The organism is Pusillimonas sp., from assembly GCF_029263785.1.
Classification (GTDB): Bacteria; Pseudomonadota; Gammaproteobacteria; order Burkholderiales; family Burkholderiaceae_B; genus Pusillimonas.
This window is the reverse complement of sequence record NZ_JAJUFE010000061.1, coordinates 1-13,986: the sequence shown is the minus strand read 5'-3', so window position 1 is coordinate 13,986 and position 13,986 is coordinate 1. Positions and strand designations below refer to the sequence as shown.

The window sequence follows — 13,986 nt, the reverse complement described above, 5'->3', positions numbered from 1 at the left end:
GTTAATTTCATCGAAAAAATAGGGGATTTCGTCGAAAAAAGGTTGTCTCGAACGAATTGCAGCGGTCAGACTTCAGTGGAATTTTTCGTATTAGTTTGTTGTCATGCGTACGGTTTCAGACACATGTGAATCTGATCCTCCACTGTGTGTTCCCGGCGGTTGGTAACAAGCGCTTACAGAGACGGCTGACCATGCAAACACCATTTCTTGTCGAGCAAAGAATTATTCCCACGCTGCGACCAAGCGTCTTGCGGCTGGCAGTGGTATCTGCCTTGGGCGTGTATGCAGCAACTCTCGCCCAGGGTGCTCACGCGACTTGTCAAAACCACACAGACGCCAAGGGCCTTTATTCGGTGTGTCAGGGCGCAAATGGCACAGACGGCAGCTCAAGCCAGAAGCAAGGTAAGGACGGCGAAGCCGTGAACTTTACGTCGACGAACAACCTGACGGTCAATGTCGCTGACTGGTTGGCTGATTCTCCGCCCGGCAACGTTCCAGGTGTCGTCATGGGGTCCAGTCGCGGAGGTAAGGGCGTGGATGAAGCCACTGGTGGCAAGGGTGGTTCAGTGCAGATTACGAATCAGGCGAATCTGGTGTTGGAGGGCACGACGCACAGCGGTTATTTCCAGAGCCTGATCTCCGCGACCTCTACTGGTGGTGCCGGCGACGATGATAACGACAACAACAACTCCAGCGGAGGTGCCGGTGGCGCCGGCCAGAATGTGACCGTCAGCAATTCGGGATCATTGACCATTCGGGGTTCGGTTCAGCCTTATTCAAATTCTGGTGGCACATCCCGTAATTTGCCCTTGTACGGAATCACGGCCATCAGTTCTGGCGCGACCGGCGGTAATCAAAATAGTAGTGTCCTGGGTAACCAGTTGGGTGGGCCCGGTGGCATGGGTGGAGACGTCATCGTCACCAATAGCGGCAGCATCTCGCTGGGAGACACCCAGAGCCGGCTGACCGGGTTCGCCCAGGGCGCGGGGATACAAGCCATATCCAACGGGGGTAGGGGGGGTGAAAATAACGGTAGTGCCGGTAATGCGTCCAGGGTGGTGGTCGACAATACGGGCAATATCAGAGTTGCATGGAATGCCCAGGATGGCGACGAGGTTTATGGCATACATGCCTTAAGCTTCGCTGGCGACGGGACAGAATCACACGATAATAGTGATCCCGGCGGTGCCGGTGGGAACGGGGGGCCGATAACCGTGACCTCTAGCGGCCAAATCCTGGTGGATATCGCGGGTACGTTCCGCGGAGAAGGTGCGGGTATCGCCGGGCGGAGCCAGGCCGGAAACGGGGGTAAGGGGCCGAGCAATAACAAGACCGGGGGCCAGGGCGGTAGTGCTTTCCCGGTGTATGTGCAATTAAGTGGCACAGGGTCGTCCATCACGACGCGTGGCGCGAGCGTGTATGGGATTCTTGCCCAAAGTGTCGGGGGTCAGGGCGGTGACGGGGGAGATGCAGCTGCCATCGCGGGTCAGGGTGGCGGGGCCGGCTTTGGTGGAAATGCGTCCAGCGTTACGGTAAAGCTCGATCCAGGCAGCAGCATCCAGACCGCCGGAGATTTTTCCGCGGGCATATTGGGTCAATCGATCGGTGGCGGTGGCGGCACCGGCGGTACGTTTGTATCGGTTCTTGCCGGCCAGGGAGGTAACGGCGGCAGTGGTGGTGACGCCTCAACGGTAAACATCGACTCCGCCGGGAACATTACCACCGCCGGTGCTCACGCTCACGGTGTACTGGCCCAATCCATTGCTGGTAGTGGTGGCGCTGGCGGTGTCGATGTCGGCGGCGTAATTGCCCTGGGTGGCGATGGTGCGGGCGGCGGCGCGGCCGGCGCGGTTGCCGTTAATCAATCTGGAATCGTCTCTACCCAAGGTTACGGTTCGCATGGCGTCACGGCACAGTCCATTGGGGGTGGCGGAGGAGCGTCCGGCAGCGCCATTGGCGCCCTGAGTATTGGGGGAAGCGCAGAAGGCACGACTCCTTCTCAAGGCGGTTCGGTGCAGGTCAGGAATGCCGGTGGCCAAATTCACACGACTGGAAATGCGGCCGCAGGTATCGTGGCTCAATCGATAGGCGGTGGTGGGGGCAGCGGTGGCGATAGCCTGGGCATATTGGGTGTAGGCGGCGACGGGGCAGCAGGCGGCCAGGGTGGCCATGTCTCGATCCAGGATATCGGAACCATCACCACAGCGGGCCGGTTCAGTCCGGGTGTGCTCGCACAATCCATTGGCGGTGGCGGCGGCAACGGAGGCGATACCTTTACCGCGTCCATAGGTGTCGCGATGGCTATCGGCGGTAGCGGCTCAGGCGGCGGCAATGGTGGGTCGGTGTGCTTGGGCAATGCCGGCGCTTGCGGGGATATGTCTCCCGGTCCGATGTTTCTGACCACTCATGGGGATTATTCTCCAGGAATCATCGCGCAGAACATCGGGGGCGGCGGTGGTACCGGGGGTAGCGCGACCAACGCTACGCTGCAATCGCTGGTTGCGTTGCAGCTTGGCGGAAGCGGCGGTAACGGTGGCTACGCGGGCCGCGATGGTACTGACATCAACTATACGAACCTGAATATTCGAACAGGCGGATCACATTCTGCAGCCATTCTTGCCCAATCCATCGGGGGTGGCGGCGGCAACGGCGGAGATGCCTCCCACTACGATGCCAGTATCGGGTTCAGCTCTGCCCTGGTTGTTGGCGGCAGTGGGGGCGCCGGGGGAACGGGCGCGAAGACAAGTGTCACGCTGCGCCGTTCCCAGATCGCGACCGGAATGGATTACAAGACGGCCAATCCCGATACCTACGCGCCCAACGATTCTTTCGGGATATTGGCGCAAAGCATTGGCGGCGGTGGCGGGAATGGAGGAAGTGCAAGCGCTACCAATTTCATTTTGGCAGCCCCTATTCCGGACGGTACGCCGGTGTCACTGAGTTTTCAGGCGTCCATTGGCGGTCAGGGTGGCAATGGAGGGCATGCCTGCGCCTCGGGTGACGCGTCGTGCGTCACGCAAATTACGTTGCTGGAAGACAGCTCAATCACGACGCTTGGCGATGGATCGCACGCCGCTGTCGCGCAATCGATCGGGGGCGGTGGCGGCAATGGCGGCGATGCCTCAGTCCTGTCCACCGGCATCAGCTACGCTGACTCGCTAACAGGCAAAATAGGCCTGTCTTTGGGTGGTCGCGGCGGGAGTGCCTCGCACGGGGGCAAGGCGGTAGTCACGTTGGGAACGGACAGCACCGAATACGTGAACCTGCCGGCAAGTATCCAACTGCCCATTGACCTGAACAATGAAGCTGCAGTTCTCGCACCGGCTTCAACGATCCGCACCTATGGCGATTTTTCAAACGGTGTACTGGCGCAATCGATCGGCGGAGGCGGCGGTAATGGCGGCGTCGGCAGCAGTGACTCGTATTCTGCCGGTGGGATGGTCGAGGTGGACCTGAACATTGGCTTGGGTGGTTCCGGCGGCGGCGGTGGAGACGGTGGCGAAGTGGATCTGTATCTCGGACCCACATATACTGTTCACACATTGGGTTCAGGTTCCCGTGGCCTTGTGGCGCAGTCCATCGGTGGCGGCGGCGGCACGTCGCAGGGCGGAACGATGAGCCTGGGGGCTTCGGTCGAGGGCATCGGCGGCAAGCTGTCCTTGGGAATCGGACAGGCCGGCGGGACGGGAGGTCACGGTGGCGTCCTCAAGGCTCAAATTGATGGTGCCATCCGGACGCAGGGCGGCGATGCCGATGGCGTGCTTCTGCAATCCATCGGTGGTGGAGGTGGTCTGGCAGGCTCCATCGGTGCAGACTCATCCTCTCATCCCATACTCGATCGAGTTGGTCAGGTGCAGGATCTGGTCGATAAAGTCAGCGATGCCGAAAGCCAGGGCTATGGCTTCGAGGTGGATATCGGCGGTAAGGGTGGAACCGGGGGCAATGGAGGCCAGATCGACATCGACTTTGGCGGGAAGATTGCCACTGCCGGCGATTGGGCAGACGGAATTGTTGCGCAGTCCATCGGTGGCGGTGGCGGGGCCGGAGGCTCTTCAACCGCAGCGGGCAGCGAAAAGTCGGCGCAGATCAACGTTGCCATTGGCGGAACCGGTGGCACCGGAGGAAGCGGGGGAAGCATTATCGCGTTCTTCGACGGCAACCATAACAACTATATAGGCACGAGTGGCTACAGCGCCTATGGTGTGTTGCTGCAGTCTATCGGCGGCGGCGGCGGCCACGGGGGCGACGGCTCAGATATGGCAAGCGGCGAGATCTCCGTTGGTGGAGGCGCTGGTGGCGGCGGTGGCGTCAGCGGAAGAGGTGGAAATATCAGTACCAATGGTACGGGCTCATGGCTAAGCGTTCATACCGAAGGTTCAGATTCCCCGGCGTTTGCCGCGCAATCGGTGGGCGGCGGCGGAGGTATTGGCGGTGCCGGCAACAGCGATTCGGACTCTCGGCTTGATGCGTCTCATCAGGTCGCCCTTTCGGTTGGGGGCCGTGGAGGTACGGGCAATCACGGTGGCAATATCAGTATCCAGCTTGGAACCAGTGCTTCGACGCAAGGCGATCGTGCCTACGGCTTCCTGTTGCAGTCTATCGGAGGCGGCGGTGGCGTTGCCGGAGCGGGCAAGGCTGCGAACCTGACCAGCGTTGGGTTGGGTGGCCGCGGGGGCGCCGGCGGGGATGGCGGCGCAGTGACCTTGACATTGAATTCAGGCAGCAAGATCAGCACAGCCGGGGCCGGCTCGCATGGTGTGCTGGCACAGTCAATTGGCGGGGGCGGAGGCGTGGCGGGCGACAGTTCCGTCAATTTGGGACTGTCCCCTCAAGGCTGGACCATAGGCGGCGGTGAAACCGGAGGCGTCGGCACAGGTGGCACAGTTACTGTCAATTCGAACGCCAACATCTCGACGACCGGGGTCAATGCGTTTGGCATTGTCGCCCAGTCCATCGGCGGTGGAGGCGGCCTGGCTGGTAACTCCAGCGGTGGGTTCGCCGGAACCACGGGACGGGACAGTGGTTCAGGTCGTGGTGGCCGAGTCGCCGTAAACCACAGCGGAAACATACGTGCAGCAGGGGCCGGTGCTACCGGCATATTTGCGCAGAGTACTGGGCCCGATGGCGGCGGTAATGTGTATGTTGATCTCTACGGGTCAGTCCAGGGCGGGTCTGGTAATGCGGCCAGCGTGTGGGTGGCTGACGGGTTCCAGAACGCCGTAAATATTCGCCAGGACGGTGTCGTGGTGGCATCGGATAACGGAGTGGGAGTTCGTTACAACGGTAGTGGCACTACAGCGCAAGGGTCAACGCTTGACATCAACCTTAGCGGAAACGCGGTCATGGGCGGAAACATCGAGTGTCAGAACGCCAGTGGCAGCGGCAGCGGTACTGACAAGCCCTGTAATGCGTACGCGGGTAACCAGACTGTCATGAAAGAGGCAACTCTGTATCAGGCAAACATCCACAACGGTGGTCTCCTGGAGATAGGACGCACGGGTCGTTTCGAAACGCTGACAATCGAGGGAGACTTTGAACAACTGGCCTCGGGGGTGTTGCGTGCGGACATGGACTTCGGCGGCTTGCGTACGGACCATCTTCTGGTCAAGGGTGACGCTAAGCTTGGTGGAGGATTCGACTTGGCTGCGATCAGTCTTTTGCCACGACGCGAGCTGCGTGTCCTGGATGTAGAAGGAAACCTTTCGGGTCATCTCGAAGCAATTGATTCGCCAATTTTCGATTTCCATCTGCGTCGCGCAGGCAATACGCATCATGCGTTCGTACGGGGCGCTAATTTTAATGCCGCAAGCCAGGGCCTGGAGCGTAATCACGCAGGCGTAGCCGACCATCTGCAATTCATTTGGGACAGCGGCGGCACACTGGAACTCGGGCCTTTGTTTGCAGCGTTGAACAATGCATCGAAGAGCGGCCCGTCCGAATACCGCGAGCGTCTTACGGATCTTGCTCCGGGTTCGGCGCTGGCACCTGCCGGGCAAATGTCCGCGGGCATGAGCAACTTCATGGGTACGATGATGTCGTGCCCGCTAAGCGACGGCACTGCTGTGATGCGTGAACGGAACTGCTTCTGGGGACAAGTAACCCGTCGGCATACTGATCACGATGGCGGTGACGGATCGCCGGGCTATTCATTCGACAGTACGGTTTATCAGTTTGGTGGCCAGCGCGAGGTGAAGCCGGGTTGGTTTCTTGGTGCGTCGGCTTCCTATCAAGACAGCCGACTGCGAGGCAACAGCGGTCGCGTTTCGGGGAACGGGGACGTCGGCTATCTTGGCGTTGTGCTAAAGCGCGAGAGCGGTCCCTGGCTGCTGTCGGGTACCCTGGCGGGTGGATATGGTTCGCACCGGATGCATCGCAATCTTTCGATCGCCGGATATGACAACCGTGTCAGCGGCAGTCCGGATGTTTACAGTGTAGGAGCCAGGTTCCGTGCGGCACGTCAGTTTGCGTTGTCCGAGACCTTGTATCTGAAGCCGTACGTCGACCTTGACGCGTTCTACACGCGCATGAAGGGTTATACGGAATCCGGCGGCCCACTGGCATTGCAAGTCGAAGGCAGCGACCAGTTTGTAATGTCTGTGTCCCCCATGCTGGAATTTGGTGGGCAAGTGCGCACAAGCGACGGAACCATATTCCGACCCTTCGCCTATGCAGGGGCAGCGTTCCTGAGCAAGGAAACCTGGACGAGCACAGCGCGCCTGGCTGCTGCGCCGGCCGGCGGTCCGAGCATCACCACTTCTTTGCCCGGTGACAGGGTTGTTGGACGATTTGGCATCGGCTTGACGGTCAACTCGCCGTCCGGTCTGGATTTCAGGCTGCAGTATGACGGAGAAGCATCAAGCAAGGTCCGGAGTCATGCCGGTCAGTTGAAGCTGATGTATCGGTACTGATTGTGTTGGTCCCGAACCTCTGGTTCGGGGCCGATACCTATCGGCAACCGTCAGCGGACGACCCGGCAGCTGAGGCCGGACTGTCCAAGCATGGCGGCGGTCTGCTTGAACAGAGATCGCTTTGCCGAGCTGGTGTTCAGCACAGAAATATGCCGATGACGCTTGCTCAGGCCCTCCAGGACTTTCGCCAGTTCACTTGAACATTGCGTGTCGCTCTGGCTCAACTGCAGCTGCTCCGCATCGCGTCGTGCCAATGACAACAGGGCTTGCGCCTGTTCGTCTTCAAAAACAATGGCATCGGCCTGGTGAAGTGTGCGAAGTCCTCCGAGCGTGAGTTTGGAGGGGTCACCGCCGATGGATGTAATGAGGCTGAGTGTGGACGATTTGATGGATAACGGACGCACCAGGCCTTTTTGCAACGTAAGTTCGGCCTGTTCGAAATTATCCTGACGCAAGAACTCAAGTACTGGCCCGTCGCAAAGCCAGTCATAGAATTCCCGTCGGGCAACGTCGTCCGGGTACACATGGCGAATCGGCTTTCTGTAGTGCTGCATCAGAACGCCGAGTCTTCCCAGCGCGTCATCGAATATCGATTCCATCCGTTCGCGCAGACGTCGGGCCAGCACCGGTGCGGCACCGCCAGACGATATGGCAATCAGGACTGGCGAGCGATCAACGACAGCAGGTACATGAAACGACGAGTGCAGGGGGTCGTCGACGACGTTTATAAAGATGCGACGCTGATCGGCCAGACGCCTGATTCGCGCGTTGAGTGCAGTGTTGTCTGTGGCCGCTATGACCAACCACGCGTCGTCCAGCCAAGACTCTTCAAACTCACCTTGTTCGTAGGTAAGTCGACCGGCGTCGGACCACGATCTTAATGTGTCGGTAAGGTCGGGTGCACCAACGTAAAGGACGGCCTTGCTTTCAAGTAGTAAGCGCGCTTTGCGCTCTGCGACGGCGCCACCGCCAACCAGCATGACTTTTCGGCCCGTGAGGTCGGCGAACAAAGGATAGAGTCGATTCAAGCTGCCCATCTCGCAGGCTCCTGTCTTCGGTAGCGGACCGCGCTGTGAGGATGGGCGAGGTTGACTACGGCGCCCACCACAATCAGGCACGGAGAAACCACTGAGTTGGAAAGAGCGGCCCAGGGCAGGGTCTCAAGCGTGCATCGAACCGTGCGCTGGTCTGCTGTGCCTCCATTGGAGATCAGGGCAACCGGCGTTGTCGATGGGAGACCGTTACGCACAAGGCCTTCGGATATCTCTTGGGCTTGTGACAAGCCCATATAAAACACGAGTGTTCGGTCACGCTGACCGGCGAGTTTTGCCCAATCGCAGCCGGGGCCGTTCTCGCGATGGTGTGCAGTAATGAGTGAAACTTCTGAAGCCAGTCCGCGATGGGTAAGAGGAATTCCGGTCGCGGCAGCGCAGGCACTTGCGGCTGTCACACCGGGAACGATGTCCACCTGGATTCCAAGGCTGCGCAGCATCACCATTTCTTCACCACCGCGGCCGAAAATGAAAGGGTCGCCGCCTTTCAGTCGTACGACGTTACGACCAGCCATGGCGTGCTGTGCCATCAAGGCGTTGATGCCGGGTTGGGCCATGGCGTGACGGCCGGATGATTTTCCGACGTTGACCTTGATGGCGTCGGGCCGGCATTCGCTCAGCAGCGCAGGCGCTCCCAAGCGGTCGTATACCACGACATCGGCATTTTTGATCAGCTTCAGTCCGGCGACAGTGATCAGTTCTGGATCACCTGGGCCGGCACCAACAAGCCAGACCCGACCCCACTCCGAAGCAGTGTCCGTGTTCGGCTTTGCGAATACATTGAGTGGATAAGACAATGAGTTATCAGGCGACAGCATAAGGGCCTACCTCCAATGCCAGGTGAGGGCGTGCATAGAGCATGCCGTCGGGATCCTGGCGTATGCGCCAGCTTTGAACAGAGACTGTGTCGTCTTCGACGCAGAGGCCTGTTCGCAGGCAAAAGTGTTGCTTGTACATCGGTGAAGCCACGACCAGCCGGCCATTCAGATCGCCGACTATGCCGCGAGACAGAACGGCTGCACGGCAAAATGGATCGACATTGTCCAGGGCGAAAATTCCCTGCTCAGTCTTGAATATCGCCAGTTGCCGACCATTGACGCGCGCGACGATGCCCATGCCAGGAATCAGCTGGTCGATATGGCAGACTTTGTGCCAATCGTCAGTGGGTTTTAATTGTGTAGTCGCTCTCATGTTCATTTTCCTTAACCGGTAAGTGCGGCGGTTTCGGCTGCAGCGCGCTCGGCCACGGTGGCGGGTCGCGGCTGGCCTCGCTCCATGACATGAACGATGTGTTCGTCGGGTCGATCATCATTCACAGAAGGTCGGAAGCGACGTAAGGCCTGCTCATCCTTGAGTGTTCTGGCCCATTCGCATTCGTAAACGTCTACCAGGGCTTGCATCTGTGCTTCGAGTTCCTTCCCGATTCCCAGGCTGTCTTCCAATATCACTTGCTTCAGGTAATCCAGGCCGCCCTCCAGTCCTTCGCGCCACGTGGCGGTGCGCTGAAGTCGATCTGCGGTCCGGATATAGAACATCAGAAATCGATCGATGGTTTGAATCAGGCCTGCGTCATCAAGATCGGTGGCGAACAGTTCGGCGTGACGGGGTTTCATTCCACCATTGCCGCATACATACAGATTCCAGCCGTTTTCCGTGGCAATGACGCCGACGTCCTTGCTCTGCGCTTCTGCGCATTCACGTGTGCATCCGGATACCGCCATCTTCAGCTTGTGCGGTGCGCGAAGGCCCCGGTAACGTTCCTCAAGGCGGATCGCCATGCTTACCGAGTCTTGGACTCCAAAGCGGCACCACGTGCTGCCTACACACGACTTCGCCGTCCGCAAAGCCTTGCCATAGGCGTGACCCGATTCGAAACCGGCATCCACCAGTTCTTGCCAGATCATCGGCAGCTGCTCCAGACGAGCGCCGAATAAATCAATGCGTTGCCCACCGGTGATTTTCGTGTAGAGCGAGTACTTGCGCGCTACCTCGCCAATGACGATGAGTTTCTCGGGCGTAATTTCGCCGCCTGGAATACGGGGCACGACCGAGTAGGTGCCGTCTTTCTGCAGGTTCGCCAAAAAGGCATCGTTGCTGTCTTGCAATGGGGCGTTAGCTGGCGATAAGACATAGTCATTCCAGCATGAAGCGAAAATGGATGCGGCGGCCGGCTTGCAGATATCGCAGCCCAGTCCTTTGCCATGTCGTTCGAGAAGTGTGGGGAAATCGCGTATGCCCTGTATTTGCACCAAGTGGAAAAGCTCTTGACGGCTGTAGGCGAAATGTTCGCACAGGCTTCGGTCTACCTCTATTCCCAGCCGCGTGAGCTCGCTGTCCAGAACCTGCTTTACCAACGGCCCACATCCACCGCAAGTCGTGCCAGCCCTGGTCCTGGATTTGAGGTCGCCGATCGACGTGCACCCGGCAGCAATGGCGTCACATAAGGTTCCTTTGCTGACGTTGTTACACGAGCAAATGATGGCTCCGGCAGGCAGAGAATCGAAGCTTATTGCTGGCGCGTTGCCCGCTTGCGGGGCGATGAGCGTGGCGGGCTGGTCTGGCAGGGGGAGCTTGTTGCTGAAGTACTGATCCAGTAGGCCAAAGCTGGTGGTGTCTCCCACCAGGACGGCGCCCAGCAACTGTTTGCCGGTCTTGTCGATAATCAGCTTGCGATATTCGCCTGTCAGCGTGTCGTTAACCAGACAGCTGATGCTGTCAGCCGTCTTGCCATGTGCGTCGCCAATTGACGCCACGTCCACACCAAGGAGCTTAAGCTTGGTAGAGGGGCTTGAACCGAGAAACTGGGGCTCGCTGCGGCCCATCAGGTGCGCAGCGCAAACGCGTGCCATTTCATAACCCGGCGCCACCAATCCGAATGTCTGGTTCTGCCAGCTTGCTGCGTCACCAATGGCATAGATATCGGGATCGGAACTTTGGCAATGGTTGTTGATGGCCACTCCGCCGCGTTCGCCCACGTTCAGTCCGCAGATATTGGCCAGATTGTCAGCGGGGCGAATCCCGGCCGAGAACACCACCATATCCGTTTCAAGTGTTTCGCCATCTGCAAAGCGCAGGCAATAGCGGTAGTGTTCGCCGGGCTCAATGGCTTCGGTCTTTCGCGACGTGTGAACCTTGATACCCATGGATTCGATCTTGTCGCGGAGCACTCGGCCGCCTTCCCTGTCGAGTTGCATGGGCATCAGGTGGGACGAGTACTCAACGATGTGAGTTGCCAGTCTGAGCTTCATTAACGCTCCGGCGGCTTCGAGGCCGAGCAGGCCGCCTCCGATGACTACGCCACTGCGACTGTCGCGGGCGCTTTCCTTGATGGTGTCCACGTCCCGTAACGTGCGATAAGAGAGGCAGTGGAGCTGGTCGTAACCTTGTGTAGGCGGAATGTACGGAACGGCCCCGGTAGCGATAACCAGCTTGTCGAATGGGTAGGCCTCGCCGTCTGCGCTGAAGACCCGGCGGTTGATGCGATCGATGCCCGCGGCAGGCTGACCGCGCAGAACCCTGATGCCGTGTTGCGCGAAAAAGGCTTCACTGCTCAATGGAATCGCCGGGGCGCCGTCAAAGCACTGACTTAGCTGGATCCGGTCATATGCCAGAACAGGTTCTTCGCAGAACACGGTAATGTCGTACGCACACTCCTGGCTGCTCAACTCTTCAAGCAGACGATGGCCGACCATGCCGTGGCCGATCACAATAAGCTTGGGTGCCGAGTCGTGGAGATTCTTTTCGGGAGAGTGGTGGTGTGTCATAAGCGTCACTCGCGTCAGGGTCAAGAACGGGGTGTTGCTGTGGCCGAAGCCCTAGCCTCGGCGGGGGCGTCAGACTTGGCGTCGGTCTTTTTCATTGCGCTGGCGGCCCAGTAGGAGCCTGCAACGAAGACCGCCCCGCCGACAAGGTTCCCCAAGGTCACCCAGCTTAGATTCCATGCCAGGCCCGCCATACTCACTGTTTCCGGGTGCGAACCCGCCAAGGCAAGAAGAAGCAGAGTCATGTTGGCAACGCAGTGTTCGAAGCCGCAGGCGATGAATGCCAGCAGGCACCAGGCAATGACGATGCAGCGCGCGCTGTCAGAAGACACTCGTGCAGACATCCACAGTGCCAGGCAGACAAGCCAATTGCACAGGATGGCACGAGCGAACAGGCTGCTGGCATCGGCGTTCATTTTGGCAGCGGCGGCTGTCATGACCAAGTTGTGTTCATCGGCGATCAGGCCGCCCCCTCCAGCCATGACGAACAGTCCAACCAAGACGGCGGCACCACAAAAATTGCCAATCCAACTGACCATCATCAAGCCTGCCGCCTCGCTCCAGCTACCTTGGCCCGTATAGCGGCGCAACGACATCACCATCGTGTGTCCTGTAAAGAGCTCGGCACCGGCGATGACGACCAAGATCAAAGCCAGCCCGAACGCGCCGCCCATGAGCAGTTTTTGTAGTTCCAGCGGCACCTGGGCGCCCAAGGTGAAGATCAATAGAATGGCAACGCCCACATAGGCGCCGGCCAGCATGCAAGCCACGAAGAACGCCGAAGGGGCGGTACGCAGTTGAGCAAGCTTCGAATTCCCGGCGGCGACGAAACCGTCGATAGTGGTTCTGTACATGTGCGTGCCCTATGTCTTCCTGCCGAACGATGTCGGCCACATCAGACATAACGCAACAACTGTGCCAATTAAGGAACTCTTGGTATTGCCCTCTGGTTTGTCCCTATAGCGGGGGCAGCGTAATGGGGTGCGATTCGAGGCGTTTAGCCGCCGAGTCACGCGCCTCGCGTATCTGTTTTCGCACAAATGCAGTGCGATTTGCACCAGACCGAACCATGGTTTTGCGCCGCGATAAGTTCGCGGGCCAGTCGAAAAATACGAAGGTTAATGGTCTGGCAAGGGGCGTACGTCGTGCCTTGGTGTTCCCGCAGCATCAAACGAAGCGCGCCATTACTTGAGGGATATCTCGATTGCTCTTTACCGTTACCGACTGACCTTGAGCAACCAAATGTCCTTTGGTAAGGCCGCCGGTGAGAATCACGTCACCCGCCTTGAGCGCTTTATTATCCATCCGCAAGCGGTTGGCCAACCACGCGACGGCGGTCAACGGGTTTCCCATTGCGTTTCCACTTTTTCCTTCTTCTTGCAGTTTCCCAGAGATCCATAGCTCCACTTGGATGTCTGCAAGATCCGAAAGCTGTGTGACGGGAAATGGAGCACCCAGTACATAGCGCGAGGCCGAACTGTTGTCTGCGATATTGTCGGAGGCCGAAAACTCGTAGCTGACATAACGTGTATCGCAAACCTCTATGGCCAGCATGAACTCGGGTTCGGCCGCCCATAACAACTCAGCGTCGTAAATGGGCAAAGGTGGAAGATCGCCCTGGAATCGAACAGCGATTTCAGGCTCGACCAAGGGATGAATGAGTTCGTCAAATTCAAGGACTGAATTGCTGACGAACATGTCGTTCGTCAGCACGCCGAAGTTGGGCGAGCCGATGTTCATCTGTCGCCGCATCGCTTCGCTGGTATAGCCCAACTTATAACCGGTCACTATCTGGTTTCGTAGTTTTAGTCTGGCCGATGCAATTTGGTATGCATCGGCTTCGCTAAGTGACGGGAGCTGCGTTGATATTGGGTTTACTGGCCGGCAGCTACGCTCCGCCTCAAGGAGTACTCTTGCCCAATGGTTGATTTCCTGGACGGTAAGAGTCATATTCACTCGGCTTTCGTTAGCAACAGCTGAAACTCGATCTCGACAGCAGCACCAAGTGGTAATGCGCTGACAGTTACGAAAGTTCTGGCCGGCGGTTCGATTTCGGCGAAGACCTCTTCCCATGCCTCGTTCACGGCGGCGGCACCATCGGCATCCGCACAGAAGATTCGGGCGGCAGTGCGTGATGACGAAGACGCCGCACGATCCAGCGGAGTCGATGTCAACAAGATCAAGTCGGTCGTGTTTCTGGTTAGTGCAGCCTTGACCGGGCTAGCTTCCGGCCTGTACTTCATGGATGTGGTCATCATCACGCCC

The 13,986-nt window shown here is 58.7% G+C and carries 8 protein-coding genes and 1 pseudogene; 2 read left to right on the top strand and 7 right to left on the bottom strand.

Annotation, left to right across the window (positions count from 1 at the left end; genetic code table 11):
- The first annotated feature begins 191 nt into the window (after positions 1-191).
- Complete coding sequence (locus Q1J88_RS11545; RefSeq protein WP_301117858.1) at positions 192-6,908, top strand: autotransporter outer membrane beta-barrel domain-containing protein; 6,717 nt, start codon at positions 192-194, stop codon at positions 6,906-6,908.
- 50 nt (positions 6,909-6,958) lie between these two features.
- Here the strand turns inward: Q1J88_RS11545 and Q1J88_RS11540 are convergent, their stop codons facing one another.
- From Q1J88_RS11540 to Q1J88_RS11510, 7 genes are all read right to left on the bottom strand, one after another.
- Positions 6,959-7,945, bottom strand: coding sequence for an NAD(P)-dependent oxidoreductase (locus tag Q1J88_RS11540; RefSeq protein WP_301117857.1), 987 nt, complete (start codon positions 7,943-7,945; stop codon positions 6,959-6,961).
- Positions 7,933-8,778 carry a uroporphyrinogen-III C-methyltransferase gene (cobA, locus tag Q1J88_RS11535; RefSeq protein WP_301117856.1) on the bottom strand — a complete coding sequence of 282 codons (846 nt, stop codon included), beginning with the start codon at positions 8,776-8,778 and terminating at the stop codon, positions 7,933-7,935. Before cobA ends, Q1J88_RS11540 begins: the two co-directional genes overlap by 13 nt.
- Positions 8,765-9,151 carry a nitrite reductase small subunit NirD gene (gene nirD, locus Q1J88_RS11530; RefSeq protein ID WP_301117855.1) on the bottom strand — a complete coding sequence of 129 codons (387 nt, stop codon included), beginning with the start codon at positions 9,149-9,151 and terminating at the stop codon, positions 8,765-8,767. The genes cobA and nirD overlap by 14 nt, the downstream gene beginning before the upstream one ends.
- Before the next feature lie 11 nt (positions 9,152-9,162).
- Entirely contained in the window at positions 9,163-11,724 is a 2,562-nt protein-coding gene (gene nirB / locus Q1J88_RS11525; RefSeq protein WP_301117854.1) for a nitrite reductase large subunit NirB, read from the bottom strand.
- 20 nt (positions 11,725-11,744) lie between these two features.
- Positions 11,745-12,575: a formate/nitrite transporter family protein gene (locus Q1J88_RS11520; RefSeq protein ID WP_301117853.1), complete on the bottom strand. Its 831-nt coding sequence runs from the start codon at positions 12,573-12,575 to the stop codon at positions 11,745-11,747.
- A gap of 313 nt (positions 12,576-12,888) precedes the next feature.
- Positions 12,889-13,671, bottom strand: a complete 783-nt coding sequence (locus Q1J88_RS11515) for a fumarylacetoacetate hydrolase family protein (RefSeq protein WP_301117852.1) — start codon at positions 13,669-13,671, stop codon at positions 12,889-12,891.
- Between the two features lie 2 nt (positions 13,672-13,673).
- The gene (locus Q1J88_RS11510; RefSeq protein WP_366902736.1) at positions 13,674-13,895 is read right to left on the bottom strand and encodes a RidA family protein; all 222 of its coding nucleotides are present in this window, start codon (positions 13,893-13,895) and stop codon (positions 13,674-13,676) included.
- Between Q1J88_RS11510 and Q1J88_RS12930 the strand changes: the two are divergent.
- Positions 13,849-13,986: pseudogene (locus tag Q1J88_RS12930) on the top strand (branched-chain amino acid ABC transporter permease); the annotation flags it as partial. The gene Q1J88_RS11510 and the pseudogene Q1J88_RS12930 sit on opposite strands and share 47 nt — an antisense overlap.